The organism is Ruegeria sp. TASC047, assembly GCF_059612445.1.
The window spans coordinates 137,110-158,694 of record NZ_JBXWQP010000034.1 but is presented as its reverse complement, the minus strand read 5'-3'; the positions used below and the strand labels follow the sequence as shown (position 1 = coordinate 158,694).

The 21,585-nt window shown below is 53.3% G+C and carries 17 protein-coding genes and 1 tRNA gene; 9 read left to right on the top strand and 9 right to left on the bottom strand.

Annotated elements, in window-relative coordinates; genetic code table 11:
- Window positions 1-105: 105 nt before the first annotated feature.
- Together AC2FLO_RS14180 and ykgO are read left to right on the top strand one after the other, a co-directional pair.
- Window positions 106-180 (top strand) — tRNA-Val (locus AC2FLO_RS14180).
- Between the two features lie 90 nt (window positions 181-270).
- On the top strand, window positions 271-396 hold the full coding sequence (gene ykgO / locus AC2FLO_RS14175; RefSeq protein WP_008755722.1) for a type B 50S ribosomal protein L36: 126 nt from the start codon (window positions 271-273) through the stop codon (window positions 394-396).
- 64 nt (window positions 397-460) lie between these two features.
- On the opposite strand, the gene AC2FLO_RS14170 is transcribed toward ykgO, so the two are convergent.
- The gene (locus tag AC2FLO_RS14170; protein ID WP_496755050.1) at window positions 461-664 is read right to left on the bottom strand and encodes a hypothetical protein; all 204 of its coding nucleotides are present in this window, start codon (window positions 662-664) and stop codon (window positions 461-463) included.
- Between the two features lie 401 nt (window positions 665-1,065).
- On the opposite strand from AC2FLO_RS14170, the gene AC2FLO_RS14165 reads away from it, so the two are divergent.
- From AC2FLO_RS14165 to AC2FLO_RS14155, 3 genes are all read left to right on the top strand, one after another.
- Window positions 1,066-2,082: a Fe(3+) ABC transporter substrate-binding protein gene (locus AC2FLO_RS14165; RefSeq protein WP_480494584.1), complete on the top strand. Its 1,017-nt coding sequence runs from the start codon at window positions 1,066-1,068 to the stop codon at window positions 2,080-2,082.
- A gap of 117 nt (window positions 2,083-2,199) precedes the next feature.
- The gene (locus AC2FLO_RS14160) at window positions 2,200-2,754 is read left to right on the top strand and encodes a helix-turn-helix domain-containing protein (RefSeq protein ID WP_496755034.1); all 555 of its coding nucleotides are present in this window, start codon (window positions 2,200-2,202) and stop codon (window positions 2,752-2,754) included.
- Window positions 2,751-3,272, top strand: coding sequence for a GNAT family N-acetyltransferase (locus tag AC2FLO_RS14155; protein ID WP_496755032.1), 522 nt, complete (start codon window positions 2,751-2,753; stop codon window positions 3,270-3,272). Before AC2FLO_RS14160 ends, AC2FLO_RS14155 begins: the two co-directional genes overlap by 4 nt.
- Window positions 3,273-3,288: 16 nt before the next feature.
- Here AC2FLO_RS14155 and AC2FLO_RS14150 read toward each other — a convergent pair whose 3' ends face one another.
- Window positions 3,289-4,089: a phenylalanine 4-monooxygenase gene (locus AC2FLO_RS14150; protein ID WP_496755030.1), complete on the bottom strand. Its 801-nt coding sequence runs from the start codon at window positions 4,087-4,089 to the stop codon at window positions 3,289-3,291.
- A gap of 119 nt (window positions 4,090-4,208) precedes the next feature.
- Here AC2FLO_RS14150 and AC2FLO_RS14145 point away from each other — a divergent pair, with 119 nt between their 5' ends.
- Window positions 4,209-4,667 (top strand): Lrp/AsnC family transcriptional regulator, encoded by a 459-nt coding sequence (locus AC2FLO_RS14145; protein WP_496755028.1) that lies wholly within the window; start codon window positions 4,209-4,211, stop codon window positions 4,665-4,667.
- Window positions 4,668-4,818: 151 nt separating this feature from the next.
- On the opposite strand, the gene AC2FLO_RS14140 is transcribed toward AC2FLO_RS14145, so the two are convergent.
- The 3 genes from AC2FLO_RS14140 to AC2FLO_RS14130 all read right to left on the bottom strand — a co-directional run bounded on the left by AC2FLO_RS14140 (window position 4,819) and on the right by AC2FLO_RS14130 (window position 10,151).
- Complete coding sequence (locus AC2FLO_RS14140; RefSeq protein WP_496755026.1) at window positions 4,819-7,611, bottom strand: bifunctional aconitate hydratase 2/2-methylisocitrate dehydratase; 2,793 nt, start codon at window positions 7,609-7,611, stop codon at window positions 4,819-4,821.
- A gap of 714 nt (window positions 7,612-8,325) precedes the next feature.
- Window positions 8,326-9,432 carry an alkene reductase gene (locus AC2FLO_RS14135; protein ID WP_496755024.1) on the bottom strand — a complete coding sequence of 369 codons (1,107 nt, stop codon included), beginning with the start codon at window positions 9,430-9,432 and terminating at the stop codon, window positions 8,326-8,328.
- A 122-nt stretch (window positions 9,433-9,554) separates the two neighbouring features.
- Window positions 9,555-10,151, bottom strand: a complete 597-nt coding sequence (locus tag AC2FLO_RS14130) for a TetR/AcrR family transcriptional regulator (protein WP_480587132.1) — start codon at window positions 10,149-10,151, stop codon at window positions 9,555-9,557.
- 621 nt (window positions 10,152-10,772) lie between these two features.
- Here AC2FLO_RS14130 and AC2FLO_RS14125 point away from each other — a divergent pair.
- Window positions 10,773-11,141, top strand: a complete 369-nt coding sequence (locus AC2FLO_RS14125; RefSeq protein ID WP_480587134.1) for a hypothetical protein — start codon at window positions 10,773-10,775, stop codon at window positions 11,139-11,141.
- Between the two features lie 224 nt (window positions 11,142-11,365).
- Window positions 11,366-11,866, top strand: a complete 501-nt coding sequence (locus AC2FLO_RS14120; RefSeq protein ID WP_496811707.1) for a hypothetical protein — start codon at window positions 11,366-11,368, stop codon at window positions 11,864-11,866.
- Window positions 11,867-11,877: 11 nt separating this feature from the next.
- On the opposite strand, the gene AC2FLO_RS14115 is transcribed toward AC2FLO_RS14120, so the two are convergent.
- From AC2FLO_RS14115 to AC2FLO_RS14105, 3 genes are all read right to left on the bottom strand, one after another.
- The gene (locus tag AC2FLO_RS14115) at window positions 11,878-14,622 is read right to left on the bottom strand and encodes an AsmA family protein (protein WP_496811706.1); all 2,745 of its coding nucleotides are present in this window, start codon (window positions 14,620-14,622) and stop codon (window positions 11,878-11,880) included.
- A gap of 113 nt (window positions 14,623-14,735) precedes the next feature.
- Window positions 14,736-16,361 (bottom strand): L,D-transpeptidase family protein, encoded by a 1,626-nt coding sequence (locus AC2FLO_RS14110; RefSeq protein WP_496755160.1) that lies wholly within the window; start codon window positions 16,359-16,361, stop codon window positions 14,736-14,738.
- A 304-nt stretch (window positions 16,362-16,665) separates the two neighbouring features.
- Window positions 16,666-17,199 carry a hypothetical protein gene (locus AC2FLO_RS14105; protein ID WP_496806799.1) on the bottom strand — a complete coding sequence of 178 codons (534 nt, stop codon included), beginning with the start codon at window positions 17,197-17,199 and terminating at the stop codon, window positions 16,666-16,668.
- 93 nt (window positions 17,200-17,292) lie between these two features.
- Between AC2FLO_RS14105 and AC2FLO_RS14100 the strand changes: the two genes are divergently transcribed.
- Window positions 17,293-18,795, top strand: a complete 1,503-nt coding sequence (locus AC2FLO_RS14100) for a phospholipase D family protein (protein ID WP_480587146.1) — start codon at window positions 17,293-17,295, stop codon at window positions 18,793-18,795.
- A 366-nt stretch (window positions 18,796-19,161) separates the two neighbouring features.
- On the opposite strand, the gene gyrB is transcribed toward AC2FLO_RS14100, so the two are convergent.
- Window positions 19,162-21,579, bottom strand: coding sequence for a DNA topoisomerase (ATP-hydrolyzing) subunit B (gene gyrB, locus AC2FLO_RS14095; RefSeq protein ID WP_480587149.1), 2,418 nt, complete (start codon window positions 21,577-21,579; stop codon window positions 19,162-19,164).
- Between the last annotated feature and the right edge of the window lie 6 nt (window positions 21,580-21,585).

The following is a 21,585-nucleotide window of genomic DNA, read 5'->3' as shown; positions in this document are numbered from 1 at the left end:
TTCCAAACCCCTTGAACCCTTTTGCGACTCCTTTTATAGACCCCGCTACCGGCGCGGGGATCCGCGCCCCATTTCGTTATGGGGCAAGGCACGCAAAGGGAAAGTGGGCGGTTAGCTCAGCGGTAGAGCACTTCGTTGACATCGAAGGGGTCACAAGTTCGATCCTTGTACCGCCCACCATCGTTTCACTGTTCCGGTTGTCCGGGGCACCCGAGTAACCCAGGCGCTGGCCACGTCCTTGATGAAGGCGCCGCAGATTGGAGACAGACCATGAAGGTCAAGAACTCGCTCCGCTCGCTCAAGAACCGGCACCGCGACTGCCGGATTGTGCGTCGCAAAGGCCGCGTCTACGTGATCAACAAGACGCAGCGCAAGTTCAAAGCTCGTCAGGGCTAAGAACTGCACATCACTGCTTAAAGAAACCGCACCTTCGAGTGCGGTTTTTTTGTTCCACCCGCGCCTAAAATGTAATCCCTGCATGGATCAGAATGCCCACGACCATAAGAAAGTTCAGAACCATCGAAATCCCGTTGCCGACATAGATTGGAAGCTTTCCAACAACCAAGCCGTAAGCAAACCAAAGCAGGGATAAGGCGGTATATAGCGACCAAGACAACAAGGATTGTCCCGAGGCATGGTGCGAATGCGTCAAATACAGCTTCACGAGCTGCGGCAGTGTGGCAAAAGGACCAACCACACCAATAAAACCATGAACCCTTCAAAGCGCGACATCCAATGGCCAAGTTTAGATTTCTCCAATTTTTCAGCCAGTGTTTCGGGCATATCTCACGTTCTTCCTTTAAGTGAATAAGACGGCATATTCTTTTTCTCGGACAATCTGTCTTGCCAAAATATCCGCTAGAAGCGCTTGGACCAAGTCCCTCGACCACGTTACCACCAACCTTCCCCCCTCGTATGCCTTCAGAGCATCGCATATTGAACGTCACTAGCGACCTTTTGACCAAGTAAATCAGTCGGATTTACTTGCATCCTGCCCAGAATCGTATAATTGAGAAAATCAGTCGGATTAATGACCGGCCCGAAATTCAATTGTTGAGGCACACTATGCTGAAATCCACGACCTGCCTGGCCGCCGCGCTGTCGGCTTTGATCGCAACCTCTGCTGCCGCCGAGGGCGAGCTGAACCTTTATTCGTCGCGCCACTATGACACCGACGAACGGCTGTATACCGATTTTGAAGACGCAACCGGCATCAAGATCAACAGGATCGAAGGCAAAGCGGATGAGCTGATTGCCCGGATGGAAGCGGAAGGCGCGAACTCACCTGCCGACGTGATGCTGACCGTGGACACGTCGCGTCTGGCGCGGGCCAAGAACGCAGGTATCCTGCAATCGATCGACAGCGCAAAACTGGAAGAGCGCATTCCAGCCAACCTGCAGGACAGCGACAATCAGTGGTTTGGTTTCTCGCAACGCGGTCGGATCATCTTTTTCGACAAGGAAAACGTGACCAACCCGCCGGCCACCTACGCTGATCTGGCAAAACCGGAATACAAGGGAATGGTCTGTATCCGGTCTTCGACCAACACCTACAACCAGACCCTGCTGGCATCGATCATCACACATGAAGGCACTGAGGCCGCCAAGTCCTGGGCCGAGGGTGTTGTCGCCAACATGGCGCGTGACCCGCAGGGCGGTGACACCGACCAGTTGCGCGGCATCGTTTCGGGCGAGTGTGACATCGCGGTTTCGAACACATACTATTTCGCGCGTTCCATTCGCACAGACGTCAAAGGCTTGTCCGCAGACCGCGATATGATCGGCTGGGTCTTCCCGAACCAGGACAGCTATGGCGCGCATATGAATCTATCCGGTGGTGGGGTCGCCGCGCACGCACCCAACAAGGAAAACGCGATCCTGTTCCTTGAATATCTGGCCAGCGATCAGGCGCAGAAATACTTCTCGGCGGGAAATGACGAGTTCCCAGCAGTTCCAAATGTCGAACTGGCCGAGTCGGTCAAGGCGTTGGGTGAATTCAAGGCAGACGACGTGAACCTTTCAGACGTTGCAAAGAACATCCCCGAAGCGCAGAAGATCTTTAACGAAGTTGGCTGGAAGTAATCCTTCTTAGCGCTGACTTCTTGAATAGGATGCGGATTGTCCGCATCCTTTTTCGTTGATACGTGATATTTGTTAGTATATTTTCTCGTATATGAGAATTTTTTTCACGAAGTTGTAATGCCTGACACCCTGTCAAACCGCCTTGCCAATCGCCTGAACGAACTGCGCCGCGGGCGTGGTTGGTCTTTGGATTACCTTGCCGAACACAGCAGGATCAGCCGCGCCACCTTGTCCCGTATGGAAAAAGGGGATGTCAGCCCAACAGCCGACAATCTAGGCCGTCTGTGCGCTGTATACCATCTGCCGATCTCACGCCTGCTGATGATGGTTGAAGACAGCTTTGACCCCAAGGTTCCATTCGAACGCCAGACCGAGTGGCGCGACCCCGAAACCGGCTTCACCCGCCGTGCTGTTTCACCACCCGCAAATGGATTGAACGCCGAGGTTCTGGAATGCCACCTTCCCCGGGACACGGTCATCACCTACGAAGTGCCTCCTAAATCGGGGCAAGAGCATCACCTGATCTTAATGGACGGCGCGCTTACTCTGACGGTTGATGGAGCTCCCCACGCGCTGAACGCCGGGGATTGCCTGCGCTACCATCTGTCGGGACCGACCCGGTTTGAAACAGGGGCGTCGCGTGGTGCACGTTACCTGCTGGTGCTTATATGATCACGCGCCTGACCGATAACGATTTTGACGCGGCGCTGGATGACCTGGCTGAAATCCTGCATGCCTGTATTCATGATGGGGCCAGCATAGGTTTCATACTTCCGTTTAACCTGAACGATGCGCGTGCGTACTGGCAACAAAACGTACAGCCCGGTCTGAGGTCTGGTAAGCTGGACTTGTTCGTTTCGTATGACGGTCCCCGCATTGCAGGCACCGTTCAATTGATCCCGGCGGCAATGCCCAACCAACCCCACCGCGCCGACGTGGCGAAACTTCTGGTCCACCCCAACGCCAGACGGCGGGGGTTAGGCCGATCCCTGGTGAATGCGCTTGTTCTTCGGGCGCGAGAGGTGGGGCGCACGATGCTCGTACTTGATACGCGCAGCACCGATCCCTCGCGGCTGCTTTATCAAAGCCTCGGGTTTCAAATCGCGGGGGAAATACCGAATTACTGCCGGAACCCATTTGAACCAAAATTTGAGCCCACAACCTATATGTACAAAAACCTTGACGCTTGAAAAGACGCAGCCCCCGCTACTCGGCGGCGGTTACCTTTTCGGGAAACTTGTTCGGCAACAGCCCGAGGCGGCGCGCACGACGAACATCTGCCAGAAGGTCCCGTTCGGCGGCCTCAAACAACTCTTCAGGGTCATCCAGAACAAAATACCCCATCTGATGCATATCGATCCGGTAGGGTGTTCGCAGAATCGTCAGAACGTCAAACGGGTCACGATCGGGTATGTCGCTGGTCACGGCATAGACCAGTTCTGTCGGCGACGACGCCAACCCTGAACCCAGCGCCTTGATCTGACCGTTCTGGCGGCGCAAGCCAAACTCGATTGAAAACCAGTAGAGCCTGATCAACCAGGCATAATCCGCGTCATCTGCCTGCTTTCCGGCTAGCCCGATGGCATGGCTGAACGCGGCAAAACGCGGATCACTTAACAACGGTGTATGTCCGAATATCTCATGAAAGATATCCGGCTCTTCGATGTAGTCGAAATCTTCCCGGGAGCGGATGAAAGAGGCGGCCGGAAAAACCCGATCCGCCAGCATCCCGAAAAACGTCTTGAACCCAATCAGCGCCGGAACCGGCTGCACCCGCCAGCCGGTCAGGTCCAGCAACCGTTTCGAAATTTCCGCACAAGAAGGCACTTTGGTCTTCGGCAGGTCCAGCCGCGCCAAACCGCTTAGGTATTCCGGTGCCATATAGCGCCGCACATTTTCTTCCTGTGCCGCGTAAAGATCAGCCCAGACCGCATTCTCTTCATCTGTGTAGGCAATGTGGCCATATTCATCAGCCAGTTTGGCGACATATTTGGTCGATTTGGGCATCAGCATCCTCCTGCATGAGATCAGGATACCTCAACTCACGTGAGGAATTTGTTTTGATATTCTGAGTATCGTCCGTATTATGAACGGAACATTCCTAAATATTGCTATTTTCGGGCCAAATGCTTCACGTAGCCGACATCGATATTTTGCGAGAGCTTCAGGCCAGCGGGCGTCTGTCAATGCAGGAGCTTGCCGACCGGACCGGGTTATCGGCGTCGCAATGCTGGCGCCGCGTCCGTGACCTCGAGTCGTCCGGGGTGGTTTCAGGGTATCGCGCCCAGGTCTCTGCCAAGGCTGTAGGCTTGAATGCCATCGCCTATGTCCACGTTGCACTGAAAGACCATCAGGAAAACAGCATCTCGGCGTTTCTTCGTCTGGTCGAGACCGAGCCGCAAATCGTGGAGTGCGCCTCGATCACCGGGGATCATGACTTTATCCTGAAGGTTTACGCCAAAACCCCCGAGGATCTTGAGGTCTTTATCATGCAGCGCTTGTTGAAATCGGGACTTGTCCGCGACACCCGCAGCAACTTTGTTCTTCGCCAGACCAAGACCCGCGGCCCTTTACCCATTCTTTGACAGGGTCCGCCGAAACGGAACCTGAGCGGATGTGTCAGGTGCATAACCCATCTTTGCTAAGACGAGGTGTCGAAGGGCGGGGAGTGTCGTTCAATTGGAAAAGCCCGGCCTCCATTTATTGGCGGTCGGGCTTACAAGGTTCAAAACGCCTTCAGAAGTGAGCCGATTTCGCGGCCGCAGGCTTTTCCATCGGCGGTGCAAACTTGGTCAAGTCGATCCCCTTTACCGCCGACTTGTATTCCTCGGCGGTTGGGGTCCGGCCCAATATGGCCGAGAGTACGACAACCGGTGTCGACGCCAGCAGGGACTCACCCTTTTTCTCATCCGAGTCTTCAACAACGCGACCCTGGAACAGGCGCGTGGATGTCGCCAGAACGGTATCGCCTTTTGCAGCCTTTTCCTGGTTCCCCATGCAAAGGTTACAGCCGGGCCGCTCAAGGTACAGGATATTTTCATACTCCGTACGTGCTTTGTTTTTTGGGAACAGATCATCGAATTCAAAGCCCGAGTATTTCTGAAGAATGCTCCACTCGCCTTCTTCTTTCAGCTCATCAATGATGTTGTAGGTTGGTGCTGCGACAACCAGCGGGGCCTTGAACTCGACAGTGCCCTGTTCCTCTTCAAGGTTCTTAAGCATCTGCGAGACGATAATCAGATCGCCCTTATGCACCATGCACGATCCAACAAAGCCCAGATCGACCTTCTTTTCACCCTTGTAGTAGGAAACCGGGCGGATCGTGTCGTGGGTGTAACGCTTTGATACGTCAGCGTTGTTCACATCCGGATCGGCAATCATCGGTTCGTCGATCTCATCCAGATCAACGACGAGTTCGGCAAAATACTTGGCGTTTTCATCAGGTTTCAGGGCCGGCTTTTCACCCGACCTGATTTCCGCGATCCGCGCATTCGCCTTGTCGATCAGACCTTGCAGCGTCTGGGCTTCGTTCTCCATGCCCTTGTCGATCATGATCTGGATGCGGCCTTTGGCGATTTCCAGAGATTCAATCAGCGTGTCATCTTCGGAAATACAGATCGACGCCTTGGCCTTCATCTCGGCCGTCCAGTCGGTAAAGGTGAACGCCTGATCCGCCAGCAAGGTGCCGATATGAACTTCGATGATCCGGCCCTGGAAGACGTTGTCACCGAATGTCTTCAGCATCTGCGACTGGGTGGCGTGAACCACGTCGCGGAAATCCATATGATCTGCCATCTGGCCCTTGAAGGTCACCTTAACCGATTCAGGGATCGGCATCGTGGCTTCACCGGTGGCCAGCGCCAGCGCAACGGTGCCCGAATCCGCGCCAAACGCTACGCCTTTGGACATGCGGGTGTGCGAGTCGCCGCCAATGATGATGGCCCAGTCGTCCACGGTGATGTCGTTCAGCACCTTGTGGATTACGTCTGTCATCGAATGGTAAACGCCCTTGGGATCACGCGCAGTGATCAGGCCAAAGTTGTTCATGAATTTCATCAGTTTAGGAATGTTCGCCTGCGCCTTTGCGTCCCAAACCGACGCTGTGTGGCATCCGGACTGATATGCGCCATCAACGATGGGCGAGATCACTGTTGCCGCCATAGCTTCCAGCTCCTGCGCGGTCATCAGGCCGGTGGTGTCTTGCGACCCAACGATATTGACCTTAACCCGAGCATCCGAACCCGCGTGCAGAACCTTTCCGTCAGCCACGCCAACCGCGTTTTTGTTGAAGATCTTTTCGACAGCTGTCAGGCCCTGACCCTCGTGTGAGATTTCCTTGGACGGAGCAAATGCAGATTCCAGCGCAACGCCAAGGGTTTCGGCCGCAAATGTCTGCAGCTTCTTCCCAAAGACAATCGCGTAAGAGCCGCCAGCCTTGATGAATTCGACCTTTTGCGGCGTGAAGGACGACGATACATCGACAAGCTCTTTATTGCCTGCTTCGTTGTAAAGCTTCTTGTCCTTTGTGTTGATAGTCAGAACGGTTCCGGTCTCGACCGAGTATTTCTGTTCAAGAACAGGACTTTCGTCGTTGTTCAGGATCGGGTTGCCGTCGTCATCCAGCTTTTTGACCCAGTTCTTCAGGTCAATGCCGATACCTCCAGTCACGCCAACGGTGGTCAGGAAGATCGGTGAGATTCCGTTTGTTCCCGCGACAACTGGTGCAATGTTCACAAAAGGAACATAAGGGCTGGCTTGCGTTCCAGTCCACAGGGCTACGTTGTTGACGCCGGACATGCGCGACGACCCGACGCCCATGGTCCCTTTTTCGGCGACCAGCATGACACGTTTGTCCGGGTGTTGTTTCTGCAAATCCTGAATCTCGGCCTGCGCCGCCGGTGTGATCATGCATTTGCCATGCAATTCCCGATCCGCACGAGAATGCGCCTGATTGCCGGGCGACAGAAGGTCGGTGGAAATGTCTCCTTCGGCCGCGACATAGGTCACAACCTTGATTTCCTCTTCAATGTCAGGCAGCCGGGTAAAGAACTCGGCCTTGGCATAGCTTTCCAGAATGTCCTTTGCGATCGCGTTTCCGGCCTCAAAAGCAGACTTGAGGCGCTGGGTATCCGCATCATACAGGAACACCTGCGATTTCAGCACCTCTGCCGCCTGATTTGCGATCGACGCATCATCGCCCAGCGCCAGATCCAGCAGAACCTCGACCGAGGGGCCGCCTTTCATATGTGACAGCAGCTCGAACGCGAAGGCCTGCGAGATTTCTTCGACCGAGGCTTCACCCAATATGATCTCTTTCAGGAACTGTGCCTTTTCACCAGCAGCGCTGGTTGTCCCCGGCAGCGTGTTATAGATGAAATAGGTCAAAGACTCGGCGCGGTGAACGTTGTCGACATCCTTGATTTGCTCGATGATTTCCTGAAGCAGCGCACCGTCTTCAATGGGTTTGGGGTGCAAACCTTGCTCTTTGCGCGTCTCAATCTCGTTCAGGTATTCTGTATATAGGCTCATGACGGTTCCGACCATTTAGCTGGTGCGCTGGCGGGTAACAAACCAGCGCCTTAATTTTGTATGCCGCGGTATACTAAATGCCTACAACTTGCAAGACACTCTCCTGCGACCCTGTGTCCTGATCGAGGATGTATCTGTCGAAATACCCGCCTGTCAGGCGTGATCTGTCTGTCGCGGCCAACAGGTATCAGCACCCTGGCACGCTAGCTTCCAGCTGCGGAAATCAGTTCTTTGGCCAGCGGCAAGGATGAGTAACCCAGCCGGGACGGCGTCAATCCCAATCGCACAATCACCATATCATGAGAGGGGAAAATACCGATGGACTGACCATCAACCGTGTAGGGGCGCTCACAATGCTGCATCCCCGCCATTGATTTTACTCACAAAAATTGAAAACTATCGCACATAATATTGCGCACCATTTGCGCATAAGTTTGCACGATTTGCCCATAGCATTGCGCGGTTCAAGAAACGCGCTCATTTGATGGTAGTCACCGCAAATCTTCTTCAACTAAAACCGGGCGCTTCTCAATCAAGAGTGCATTCTGATTGGAAATATTCAACCCTGACCATAGGGAAGCAGTTCATTCACAGGCTAGTGATAGATCCTCGCTTCAAGAATGGGCATTTCCGTAACTGCTAGGTGAGCGCGTTCAAACCGACGCGCTCACTTTGCTTGGTTTTGCTTGTCACTACGGAGTTAGGAGCGATGTATCACTCTGCGGCAACCGCTTCCTCTTCCAGTGCCGGGTAATCGGTGTACCCCTTTTCATTGCCGCCGTAGAGAGTGGTTGGATCGAGCTCATTCAGCGCGGCGTCTTTCTCCAGCCGATTGACAAAATCCGGATTGGAAATGAACGGCCGGCCAAAGGCCACCAGATCGACGGCTCCGGTTTCAACCGCTTCTATCGCCATTTCCCGGTCATAAGCGTTGTTGCCCATTTTCGCACCGTCAAACAATTCATAGAGCGCCTTTAGATCGCCACCTTCCGGAATATCGCGCGGGCCGCCGGTCTGTCCCTCCACGAGATGGAGATAGGCCAGCCCATAACCATTCAGCAATTTGACGGCATGGGTGAATGTCGCCTGTGGGTCGCTGTCGGAGATGTTGTTGGCGTCCGAGAATGGGCTGAGGCGGACACCAACGCGGTCGGCGCCCCAGACATCGACAACCACGTCCATGACCTCTTTCAGGAACCGTGCTCTATTCTCGACAGGACCGCCGTATTCGTCTTCGCGCTGGTTGGATTCGTCCCGCAGGAATTGATCGATAAGATATCCGTTGGCTGCATGGACCTCAACACCGTCGAAACCGGCCTCTTTGGCGTTTTCCGCGGCCCTCCGGTAGTCCGCAACGATGCCAGCAATTTCTTCGATGGCCAGAGCCCGCGGTTCAGATGTTTCAACAAACTGCTCACCATCAAACGTCTTGGCCTTAGCTCCAATTGCGGATGGTGCAACAGGGGCGCCACCATCCTGCTGCAAGCTGTAATGCGAAATCCGGCCCACATGCCAAAGCTGGATTACAATCTTCCCGTCCTTGGCATGGACGGCCTCAGTTACTTTTTTCCAGCCGTCGATCTGCGCTTCGGAATAAATGCCGGGCGTCCAGGCATAGCCCTTGCCTTGGGGCGAGATTTGCGAAGCCTCCGTGATGATCAGACCTGCACCCGCCCGCTGGGCGTAGTACTTGGCCTGCAATTCATGGACACTGTCATCCTCGGCTCTTGCCCGGTTGCGGGTCAATGGCGCCATGACAACGCGGTTTTTCAGCTCGATTGCACCAGCTTTGATGCCGGAGAACAGTTTTTCATCAGCCATTGCTGCTTCCTTCTTTGGTAAACTTCGTTCAGATATTATTGGATCAATCAGTCCAATATTAGGGTCACTGTCTCTTGATTGAGTTTGTTTTAAGCTTTATTTCCTTATGGTGGCGGGAGGCCTTATGGCGAAATCACCAACCGGGCTTGTTTCAGGGTTTGCGATATCTGCTCAGCGGGAACGCCCGCCTTGCGCAAGGCTAATGTTCCAATAGCAAGGGACGCAAAGGCGCGTGCCTTGTCGAGGGCCTGTCCCGGATTCGAAGGCTCAAGCGCTCTCGCAATAATCTCGTCAATATTCTCCAAATGCTGACGCCCGAGAGCCGCCACTTCATCATCATGCGGCGCAAGCTCAGTAAGACAGTTGATCAGCATGCAGCCATCACGACCGCCTTGCGGGTTCGCCAAAGCCTCCATTATCGCACCAACAGGGTCATCTCCGCCCGCGTCAGCAACGTCACGCAGCTCTTTCAAACCACGCCTTGAATAGTGGCTGAGGGCTTTGTGAAACAAAGCCTGCTTGTTGCCGAACGCTCCATAGAAGCTGGACCGACTCAAACCCATGGCCTTGGTCAGATCATCCACGGACGCAGTCTCGTAGCCCTTGTGCCAGAATACGCACAAGGCTTCTTCCAATGCCTCAGCTTCATCGAAGGCACGAGGCCGACCCGGACCTGCGGTCGACTTGATGCCGGTAACTGGGAGAGTTTCTTTACTCATGCCTTAGATGTGGAATGATCAGTCCAGAAGTTCAAGATGGCGATAGGAAATTTTTGGAATGATCAGTCCTTATTGTGACTAGAGAAAGGAATTTAGGTCGGTAGAAATGCAAAACCTCCCCATCGCGCTTGGTGTCACGCTAATCTTAGGATCAGGACTGTTCGTCTTTTTGCGGGAGTGTCAGATGAAGAGGATCGTGATCGTAAAAAAGAGAGCCCACGCTCGGTACTAGATTCCAACACTGGACAGAGTGACTGGCGGCTTTGTCCAATGCGTTGATGTTGATCACTCACAAACCAGAGATTGGTTCGGTAGATCCATGGCCAATGCCCTCAGCTTGTGAGGATTACAACTCCAATGAGTAACAAAGCCACGAATTCAGGCCTGGTTTTACGAGCGTCAGTACCGCGGGCCATTGTAAGCAAACCAACAATAATTTCAGAACGCTAAGTTAAAAAAGCGAGGTTAGCTGAAGTTAAGTTTGCCCAATGTGAACTTTTTAACTTTGGCTAGAACGATTTTTTGGCAGTATCGTTTCATGAGTTGTTAGTGAGTTCAGTGAGTAAATAGATGTATTTGCATAAAATCGAGGGGCATTGTTGCGCGGTCAATGACATCCGGATGGCTGATTTTGCGCGTGAGTATCCGTTGCTGGACGATGCCGGCGTGCACGCACAATGGCAGAAGGGCTCCTGGCAGATCACGCGGATAGCCGACATCTGGACACGAACCGGGAAAGTACTTTCGTTGCCTTACAATGGGGCCAACGCCTATCCATCTTTCCAGTTTGCTGAGGATGGAACCCCGCTTCCTTTGATGGAAAAAGTGTTGAAAGCCCTGCCACGTGAAATGAGCCCGTGGCAATGCGCGTTCTGGTTAACCTCTCCCAAATTGGAACTCGGAGGGGAAAGCCCGGCAATTCGCATTCAGACCGGCGATGACTGCATAGTCGATATCGCAGGCGAAGCTAGTGGTCTGATAGCAGCTTAGTGTTAGCTTTTGGTCACTCATACGTCGCATCGCTGATCCGCCGGACCGCAAAATACCTTTGGCTGATTGGGATGCTGAGCTTGCTCACATATCTGACTAACAACTCGTCAGGTTCATCTAAGAAACTTCAAAAACGCAACACCGCCGTCGTCGGATTGGATTGATTGACATTGAGCAATGATTAGAATCAAACAAGAAATCTTCAGAACTCAGCGAGGCTCCGGATGATCAAGTGGGTACTTTCCGCAACTGTAGTGCTTCTGCCTGGGTTTGTTCACGCAGCCGGGATGGAACAGTGGGGTGAGTCCGGCGACTGGGCAATTCTCATCGATCCAGAAAAAGGCAACGGTTGTCTCGCGTGGAGGGCCTTTGAAGACGATATGACAGTAGAAATTGGCGCTGCACCAAACCAGGCTGGCGGCTTTTTTGCCGCCTACAATCCGGCCTGGGTTCAAGTCGAGGACGGTGCGACAGGCATAGTAAGATTTGATTTTGGTGATGCGCAGTTCGAAGGTGAGGCCGTAGGTGTCTACAAGAATGGCGTGCCCGGTGGCTACGCATTTTTCGACAATCCGGCATTTGTAACCGAGTTTGGAAAACGCCAAAGCGTTACGATCATTGGTGAAAGTGGGGCCGAGGTGGAGCTTGATCTCGGCGGGTCTGCCAAAGCCATTGAGGCCGTTCTGGCGTGTCAGGCCGAACAGCCGGAACCACTGAAGAACTAGGACGCGTCCAATTATTGCAATTGATTGATGTCCGGCACACATGGCTGCCTATCGGCAGGCATTTCATCAGCACCGACCGGAGCCTTGTTTCTGGACCCGCCCACATCCAGCTTGAATTTTGGCGACGAAAGCTGGCCCGTCACATCAAAGGGCCAAGCGCTTCGGGAAAGGGGTTTGCCCACGCGCCGTGGCTCCGCTCGTATTGCAATCGTATCGTTCAACCAGTCCACTTGTCCCCTGGCCACCAACTGAATCGATGCTGTTTCAATGACGATGGAGTTTGAACTGACCCGCCCCGCCTGAATATCAACCGGAGCAACCACGCAAGTGATGTCGGTGTAGCCTTGTCTGAACTCTTCTGAAAACAGCCAAGGGAAAATACCTAACCCGGCCAACTCAAGAAGACTGGTACTAATGTAACCTTGCGACATCGACAAAGACGCATTGCCGCGCATCGAGTTGACGAAGGCCTTGCCCGAGGCGGTACTGCCAGAAACGTTGAACTCACCGCTCAAACGCCCATAGGCATCAATTCCAATGCCCAATTCATCCAAGATTTCGCCGAATTCCCATCCCGAGGTCGATCCTGACAATGAAAGCCAATCAGGTGAGTCAATCAGATCCATGACCGCACGCAGGTTGAAGTTTCCGCCACCATAAACCATCTGGAGCGGGCCGAAATCCACGGTTCCTTCTTTGGCAGACAATTGGCTGGAAACAGAAGTAACGCCTTGCTGGCCTACAATCTCTTTGAATTCGATCTGTACCTCGACGTCAGCTTCTCGCAGCACGCGCTGCACATCCAGAAGGTCAGCTGGCTTCCCTTTCTCCTTCGGTAGCACCAGAGACTGGACGTCTGTCTCCTTCGGCAAAACCAAAGGCTGAACTTCGGCTTCAGGTTCTTTTGGGGTCTCCCCTACCAGGCTTTTCAATTGGTCCAGCACGGCAGTCAGGTTCTTCAGGTCGTTGAGATCGAGCCTCTCGCTGGTAACGTTGCCGCGAACAACAGAAGAGCCATCCGGAAATTTTGCATCTAAAGCCGCTAGAAGCTGCGAGGAGCCAGCTTCGAACTCGATTGCAGCATTAAAGTCCTTGCCCTGCTTAGAGGTTTCAGCATCAATGCCGAGTGCGCCAATTTCGATAGGTTGCAGGTTGAGCGCGTTCAGAAATTGAGTTCCATCGCCCACATCCAGGTTCACGTCGAAATCAAGCCCGGCCAGCCCTTTGAGCTCATTGACCGACAACGCAAGGTCGAGCGCCCAAAGATCGGTGTCATAGCTGGTCGCGTTGAACCTATTTAATGATACCGGGCCTCCCGCATTGGATATGCTGAAGTCCGCCTTAATACCGCCAAACTGGTCGACAAAACCTTCGTCGAGATCGGGCAAAATCAATTTGGCAGGCCCATTCAGCATGCCATCGAAGGTCATGTCCTGAAGCTGAAGCAGGTCGAGTATTTCGCCTTCAGCTTTCAGAACCGGCTCCTCGATTGGGCCAGCTTGCAAGGTAATGCCCAACATCGCGAGGCGGCCATCCGGCATGCGGCGAATGCTCTTGATAGAGGCTGGACCGATCACGTCCAGCCCTTGGTCAAAGGCGTTGGTTTCAAACAGTAATTTCTCGAATTCAAAGGAGGCGAGGGATCCAACCATATGCATTTCAAAGCCTGTAAACTTGAGATCTTGAATACTCTTTGCCGCTTGGGGCGGTTGTCCCTCTGGGTGAAGTCGCGCATTGAAAAGCAGATCGACACCTTGAGCTGTATAGAGATCATCAACAGAACCTTCAGCTTCGAGTTTTTGTCCATCTTCAAGGCTTACGGTTGTTGTAAATGTTTCGATTGTTAGGACGTCCTGAGACACAAGTTCAGCTTGCAACTGGCCATTACCTTCCAGAACTCGTTCCAACCCCATGACATCGAGAAAGTCGCCGAATTCACCAGTATCCATCTCCAGGACAGCCCGGTAACCGCCACCTTCGTCTTCCGCGAATGGCTCGCCATCGTAGCGGACAGTCATTTCTCCAAAGTTGGCCCGCGTCGTAAACGGCGCGTCATGGGGATAGTCGCCCTCGATTTCGAAACCTTGACCGTTGACGGAGCCTGTCCCCGAGACCTTTGTCCTTTGTTCATCAGCTGCTTGTTCGAGGGCGAGTGACTGAAGATCAAACACAAACGAAAAACCTGAAACCTGGTCGTCAACGTTCAAACCGATGGATGTGAAGCTGACGTTCTTGTCGCTGAGAAAAGTAAGAATCCCACTGCTTTCTTTGCCACCAACTTCGAACGTCTCGATTTCGGCCTCAGCATCCTGCTTGTCCTCTGCAAGCGACCCGTTGGTTTGAGGCGTTGGCATTGGTCGGCTTTTTCGCCAGCTTGTTGTGCCATCAGAGGCTGTAAGAAAGTTTGCCTGGAGACCGTCCACCAAAAGGTTGTCAAAGTGCAGACTCCCGTTGGCCAAGGCGGCAACGTCCAGTTCCATTTCAAGGAGCTTTAGTTCTGCAAGAGATGTATCTGGCAGTGTCTCGCTGGGGATTACAACGCCACCGACATAAATGTGGGTAATGCGACCAAGTGCGACGCTCACATCGTCGTTGACCAGAAGCGGCTGTCCAATTTGCTCCGAAAGAACCTTTTCCACAAGGTTGCGTCGCATTTTCGAGAAAAGTGGAGCAGCAAGCAACAGCCAAACAAAAGCGATAGTTGCGAAAGCGAGCAAAGCGACTATTCCAATAAATCTAAACAGCCAAATTCTCATGCTATCCTCTGTCTCTGCCTACTAAATTTAGTCTATCCGCAAATTGGGAATAGCCATTCTTTCTATCAGAAACGGTACGTAAGGGAGGCTCCCTTCCGTTAAACATGGCAAGTTCATCGGTCCAAAGCTGCAAGGATTCGAGCATCTCGTTTGTATGGATCCTCACGGAAATGAACGACACCATCTTCAACCCACGCAGTCCAATAGGTCAAAAGGACCGGCATCGGCTTGGGTAGGTTAACGCGCGTTGTCTTCCCGCTATCCAGAATGGATTGCATCTTTTGCCGGCTCCAGTCTGGCTCACCCTCCATCAAAAGGCTGGCAAATTCGAACGGATACTCAAGACGAACGCAGCCAGAACTCAGGTTCCGCTCGTTTCGGTCGAAAAGACTGCGGTCATTGGTATCATGCAAATACACCGAGTACTTGTTGGGAAACATGAACTTAACCAAACCCAACGCATTGTCTGGGCCCGGTTGCTGAACCAGGGTTACACTGGGATTCTTTGCCCCCCAGTTCACAGCGCTGGCAGGAATTGTCTGCCCGTCTTTGTTCCGAACTACGTAGTTGTTGCGCGCCAAATAGGCTGGATCCTTACGGATGCGCGAAAGTTTATCTTTCCGAAAAATCGAGGCGGGAACGGTCCACGTCGGATTGAATTCCATGTATTCAATTTCATCTCGGAATACTGGGGTTTTTCGGTAAGCTGATCCTGTGATTGACCGAGTGGTCCAAAGCGTCCCGTCAGATGTGACCAAGTAAGTACGAGCGCCTGCAATGTTTACCAGCACGAACTCTTCGTCGATTTCCCGCATGAGCCAGCGGCCTCTTTCCAGGCTGAGGCGCAACTTATTTATGCGATCTTCGACAGGTTTGTTGAGGGATGCGAAAGATTTTCCGCCGACGACTCCATCGGCCTCTAAGCCGTGGCGGTATTGAAAGGTTTTTACCAACTGCACCAAGTTATCGTCATAAACCCAAGCTTGATTTATGCCGTCTTGGCCAATTTCTGGAAATTCATTTGTTCCGGCGTAGCCTTCTGCCGCTAACCTTTTGCGCAGTTCAAAAACGGCAGGATTTACCATTTCTGGCTTCAGAACCGTTTCTTCCGGGACTTTGCTCCAGCCTCCTTTTGAAGCGATAGCTCTGTATTTACTCAATGCTTCAACGAGCATCGTATATTGCGCGTTGTCGATATCAAGGCGTTCAATTAAGGCGCTGAAGCCTTCACCTTGAAGAGATTGGCTCAATACAATGGAAGGGTCTTGTTGAATTACTGGCTTCGAGAAGTTCCAGTCTTCGTCCAGAGCGTTCGGATCGACTTTTCCAAACACCAGATGATGGACGAGTTTCACGGCAGCGTCGGTGGCCAAAATATCGAACAAAGCTTGACTAGAGGCATCGCCATTCTGCGAGGCTTTGAATGCGGATCGAAGCTCTTCTAGTTTAAAGTCACCCGGCGTGAAGCCCTGATCAATTGCTCTATCCAGCTCCTCAAAAAGCTCGTCAACCAATTCAACACTTGTCCAAGCAGGCGAAAATTCTCTGCCCTCATAGAAACGTGGCACAAGGACTTCGGCGTCCAAGTTTCTTATGTTAGATTGTGCGCTATTCTCCTCTAAATTTGCACCGAGAAGCGTTGAAATTTGTTCTGAGACTTGGTTCGCAGCGCCCACGTTTGGGTACATCATCAGCAATGCGACTAGCGAACCTGAGATTGCTGACCTAATGTGTTTCACCATCCCCTCCTGTGGTTTGGTCTACATGTAGTAGCTTGATGGAAGGTTACTCCGCCATAATGGATGCTCAAAATACATTTTATGAATTTTGAAGTTTGTCATCTTAGCAACATCGACGAAGTTCGTGTATTAACGGAAGGTAGCTGCCCGCATTCTTCCGCGATTTACGGTTGCAGCAACTGCTCACAGATGAGGTAACTTTGCCGGTCGCGCAAAAACAAGGCTCCACAATGCGAGCCACTCTGTTTGGAGAAGTGTGTTTACGGTTAAATTGAAGCTCTATGCAGCTCCCACGAGAATGGCTTCATCCGCAGTACTTTCGTACTTCAGTATCCCTAAGCTGTCCGTCATAGCCGAAGTACATTGTGACAATCAGGATGACGGCAGCAATCCCGCCAAGGACGAGTGGAAGCTCCTTGGCATGCCGTTTACGGTCTCTCCATAAGAAGCTAACCGCCAACAATGCAAACACCCACATGAGCACCGCTTGCACATGTGGGTTTATGGAAAGCGCTTCATAGCCAACCAAATAGGTCAGTAGAACCCCGGAATAGCACGTGGCCAACGACGCCAGAGCAGCCAAGACAGCTCCGATCCCGATTGGCATCGAAATCTTGAACTCCTCTGTTGCCACACCGATACCGTCGGCCACAGCACTCGGCGAAGGGTCCGCAGCGGAGTTATTTCTGTGTTCGGGATCAGGCATGGTCCTCGTTTGCGCTTGGTTGCAGATAGAGTACGTTTGAATTGTGGTTGCGTCAAAATCACGAACCAAAATTGGGGCGGTTGAGGGTTTCACGAAATCAACACCGACAAACGAAACAACCTCAAGCTTCACAGAACAAACTTGCAATCACCCGTCTTGGCGTAGTCACCTAGGACATGGGGATGGAGGAAGCCGATGACACGATGGAAGTTGGTGGTCTGTATCTTGTACACGCTGACCCTTGTTGCTTGCGCCTCCAAAACTCGCACATATGAAAAGACGGTATCGGCTTCGCTGCCGGCGGACTCGCGCACAGCTCTCAGTCGCGCAGCCAACCGGCTTGGCGATCCTAAAGACGGCCGGTCAGGGGTCAAGCTGATCAGTGATGGAGAAGAAGCTCTTGTCTCACGACTGTTGCTGGCTGCGGCCGCCGAGAGAACGATAGACGCGCAATACTACCTTCTGCACAACGACCCAACGGGCCACCTTTTTGCAGCCGGTCTTTTGCAAGCAGCAGATCGGGGTGTTCGTGTCCGATTGTTGCTGGATGACATGGATACGTCCGGTTATGACGCGATGACTGCCGCGTTGGACAATCACAAGAATATTGAGATCAGGCTGTTCAATCCATTTTGGCGAGATCAAAGCCTTCTGATCGCAGGTCTGACAGATTTCAAACGCATCAATCGCAGAATGCACAACAAGTCTTTGACGGCAGACAACGTGTTCACGATTGTGGGTGGGAGAAACATCGGTGCCGAGTACTTTCTCGCACGGGAAGAAATGAACTATGCTGATCTGGATGTGTTGGCCGCAGGCCCCGTTGTACGCGAGGTGTCGCGTAGCTTTGATTCATACTGGAACAGTGAGTTTGCCGTTCCGGCTCGCGTGGTTGTTGGAGAACCTCAGGAACTTGACCTAAGCGATGCGCGACGCAGGTTGAATGAACTCGTCGAGGAAGCGAAGCAAACCCAGTACGGTGCTGCTCTCAGAAAGTCAGCGCAAGAGAACTTTGCAGATGGGGCCTTATCATTGGATTGGCTGCCTGCGAAACTTTATGCTGATCCGCCTTCAAAAGCCGCCGGTCTCGAGAACTCAGGTCCCGTTCTGGCATCTCAATTGCTTCCGTACTTTGAGAATGCCAGCAGTGAGGTGAACATCGTGTCCGCCTATTTCGTGCCGCGCAACAACGGTGTGAAATGGCTGACCGAACTGGAAAGCCGCGGCGTCGACGTAAAGGTTGTAACCAATTCACTTGCATCTAACGACGTCGCACCCGTCTACGCGCACTACGCCAAGAAACGCCGTGCACTTCTACGCGGTGGAGTAGAACTCTATGAACTGCGACCGGACGCCTATCAGGTCCAACGCCGCGGTATTAACTGGGCTCAATCGAGGTCAGGCCTGCATTCCAAGGCATTTGCAGTTGATGACCGATACTTGTTCGTAGGGTCGTTCAACTGGGACCCGCGATCTGTCAACATCAACACCGAGATGGGAATTCTGATTGACTCGCCAGCATTGGCTACACAGACCATGGGTGCCTTGGACGATGCACTACCCGCATACACATATAACGTGACGCTCGAGAAGGCTGGTCAGCTTAAATGGACGACAAGAGGCGATGATGGCACCGTTCTTGAGTACCAATCCGAGCCGACAGGATCGGCCTGGGATCACGTAGTTTCTGGTTTTCTAAGTATCTTGCCAATTGGTTCACAGCTTTAGGCTTTTTGGCAGATAGCCGACGCTACCAGAGAACTCCGGCCTTTGTAGCAGCAGCCTTGGGCCGAAATTGTCTGTTGATCGTTTCCAACCGGTCGTTTGATTTATCCACCAGCTAGACTTTGCAAAGTCTGCTTGCTGCGCGTCGCAGAACTTCGCGAGAATCCAAGCAAAAAGACCGCATGGAACCCAAAGCTCTTTAGGGAGCGCCCCTTGCGGGTTGAAAGCCGCAAGGGTCCATAACCGCAGCGACTACGCCATAAACTGATCAAATCATCGGTACGGCAGACAATCGCGCAGCGCAATACTATGGGCAAACTAAGTAAACTTATAAGGTGTGCGAAGTGTTATGCGCGCACCTACAAGACGTCAGAAATCCAGATTTTCGACGCTCAAGGCATTCTTCTGGATAAATTCCCGACGAGGTTCGACAACATCACCCATTAGCTTGGTGAACAGATCGTCGGCTTCCACCATATCGTCTACGCGCACCTGAAGCAGCGTGCGTGCATGCGGGTCCAAAGTTGTTTCCCAAAGCTGGTCGGGGTTCATCTCTCCCAGACCTTTGTAGCGCTGCAGGGACAGGCCCTTTTCCCCTTCTTCCAGAATGGCGCGCAACAGGTCCAGCGGACCGTGGATCAATTGGCTACGATCACGGCGGATCAACGTGGCCGATGTGTTGTAGACCTCTTGCAGGCTTTGCGTGAAGCTGCCTGTTTTGCGGGCCTCCCCCGACCGCAGCATCGGGCCGTCCAAGGTGCGAACCTCTTCGACACCACGCAGAATGCGGGCCAGGCGAATTCCGTGATCCTGCGTGATCCGGCCCTGCCAGCCACGCTCATACTCCAACGCGATCAGATCCAGACGGGCGGCAACCTTGTCAGCCACCCCTTGCAGGTCGGCGTCCACCGCACCCGGCACAAAGGCACCGGCAACGGCTGCCTGTTCCAGAATGTGGCGCGGGTAGTGTGTCGGGAAGGCGTCCAGAACACGCTTCAACTGTCGCGCTTCGTCCACCACGCGGGCCAGATCCTGACCAATGATCTCTTCGCCCGATCCCAGTTTCAGCACGGCACCCTCGATCCCCTGATTGACGAGATAATCGTCCAGCGCCGCCTGATCTTTCAGATAAACCTCTGATTTACCTCGCGAAACCTTATAAAGTGGCGGCTGCGCGATATAGAGATACCCACCTTCGATCAGCTCAGGCATTTGCCGGTAGAAGAACGTCAGCAGCAGGGTCCGGATGTGCGCACCGTCCACATCCGCGTCAGTCATGATGACAATCTTGTGGTAACGCAGCTTTTCGATGTTGAACTCATCGCGGCCAATACCCGTGCCCAGCGCCATGACAAGATTGCCAATCTCCTGTGAGGACAACATCCGGTCAAACCGCGCGCGTTCCACGTTCAGGATCTTACCGCGCAGCGGCAGAACCGCCTGAGTCAGCCGGTCACGGCCCGTTTGCGCCGACCCTCCGGCTGAATCCCCCTCAACAAGGAAGACTTCGGTTTTGGAGGGGTCTTTTTCGGAACAATCCTTCAGCTTGCCCGCCAGATAGTTCACATCCATCGCCGTTTTGCGGCGGGTCAGTTCACGCGCCTTTCGCGCGGCCTCGCGTGCCAGCGCGGCCTCGATGATCTTGCCGACGATCGCCTTGGCCTCGGTCGGGTTTTCTTCAAACCACTCGGCAAGTTTTTCGTTCATCAGACCTTCGACCGCCGGACGAACCTCGGAACTGACCAGCTTGTCTTTCGTCTGTGACGAGAATTTCGGATCAGGCACTTTGACCGACAGCACACAGGTCAGACCTTCGCGCGCGTCATCACCGGTAAAGCTGACCTTTTCCTTTTTCGCGATCCCGCTGGACTGCGCGTAGTTGTTGATCGTCCGGGTCAGGGCACCACGGAAACCCGCCACATGGGTACCGCCATCGCGCTGAGGTATATTGTTGGTAAAGGGCAGGACAGATTCGTGATAGCTGTCATTCCACCACATTGCGATCTCGACACCGATATCGTCCCGCTCGCCCTTGATATAGATCGGCTCAGACATGGCGGGGGTTTTGGACCGGTCGAGATACTTGACGAATTCCTTGACCCCACCTTCATAGAACAGCTCGGTTTCCAGCCGTTCCGCCGGACGCTCGTCAATCAGGATGATCCGCACGCCCGAATTCAGGAAAGCCAGTTCGCGCAGGCGTTTTTCCAATGTCTCGAATGAGTATTCGAGGTTCGAGAATGTATCGGTCGAAGCCAGAAACCGCACTTCTGTTCCTGTCCGATCTCCGCATTCACCGACAACCTTCAGGTGCTCAGCGGTTTCGCCACCTTCAAACCGCGCGACATGCTCTTTGCCATTGCGCCAGACACGCAGTTCCAACCAATCCGAAAGCGCGTTCACCACGGAAACACCCACACCGTGCAGGCCGCCCGACACCTTGTACGAATTGCTGTCGAATTTTCCGCCAGCGTGCAGTTGGGTCATGATGACCTCGGCCGCCGACACGCCTTCTTCCGGGTGGATGTCCACCGGAATACCACGCCCATTGTCGCTGACCGAAACACTGGAATCGGCGTGAATTTTCACCGTCACATGGTCGGCATGACCCGCCAGAGCCTCGTCAATCCCGTTGTCGACAACCTCATACACCATATGGTGCAGACCCGAGCCATCATCCGTGTCCCCGATATACATGCCGGGGCGTTTACGAACGGCCTCCAAGCCTTTGAGAACCTTGATGGAATCTGCGCCGTATTCTTGAGGGGCCTGTGCGTCTTCGGACATTCAGTC

Excerpts from the sequence above, each read along its gene's own strand:
- ykgO (WP_008755722.1), top strand. The coding sequence starts at position 271 with ATGAAGGTCAAGAACTCGCTCCGCTCGCTCAAGAACCGGCACCGCGAC.
- AC2FLO_RS14165 (WP_480494584.1), top strand. The coding sequence starts at position 1,066 with ATGCTGAAATCCACGACCTGCCTGGCCGCCGCGCTGTCGGCTTTGATC.
- AC2FLO_RS14160 (WP_496755034.1), top strand. The coding sequence starts at position 2,200 with ATGCCTGACACCCTGTCAAACCGCCTTGCCAATCGCCTGAACGAACTG.
- AC2FLO_RS14155 (WP_496755032.1), top strand. The coding sequence starts at position 2,751 with ATGATCACGCGCCTGACCGATAACGATTTTGACGCGGCGCTGGATGAC.
- AC2FLO_RS14150 (WP_496755030.1), bottom strand. The coding sequence starts at position 4,089 with ATGCCCAAATCGACCAAATATGTCGCCAAACTGGCTGATGAATATGGC.
- AC2FLO_RS14145 (WP_496755028.1), top strand. The coding sequence starts at position 4,209 with ATGCTTCACGTAGCCGACATCGATATTTTGCGAGAGCTTCAGGCCAGC.
- AC2FLO_RS14140 (WP_496755026.1), bottom strand. The coding sequence starts at position 7,611 with ATGAGCCTATATACAGAATACCTGAACGAGATTGAGACGCGCAAAGAG.
- AC2FLO_RS14135 (WP_496755024.1), bottom strand. The coding sequence starts at position 9,432 with ATGGCTGATGAAAAACTGTTCTCCGGCATCAAAGCTGGTGCAATCGAG.
- AC2FLO_RS14130 (WP_480587132.1), bottom strand. The coding sequence starts at position 10,151 with ATGAGTAAAGAAACTCTCCCAGTTACCGGCATCAAGTCGACCGCAGGT.
- AC2FLO_RS14125 (WP_480587134.1), top strand. The coding sequence starts at position 10,773 with ATGGCTGATTTTGCGCGTGAGTATCCGTTGCTGGACGATGCCGGCGTG.
- AC2FLO_RS14120 (WP_496811707.1), top strand. The coding sequence starts at position 11,366 with ATGATCAAGTGGGTACTTTCCGCAACTGTAGTGCTTCTGCCTGGGTTT.
- AC2FLO_RS14115 (WP_496811706.1), bottom strand. The coding sequence starts at position 14,622 with ATGAGAATTTGGCTGTTTAGATTTATTGGAATAGTCGCTTTGCTCGCT.
- gyrB (WP_480587149.1), bottom strand. The coding sequence starts at position 21,579 with ATGTCCGAAGACGCACAGGCCCCTCAAGAATACGGCGCAGATTCCATC.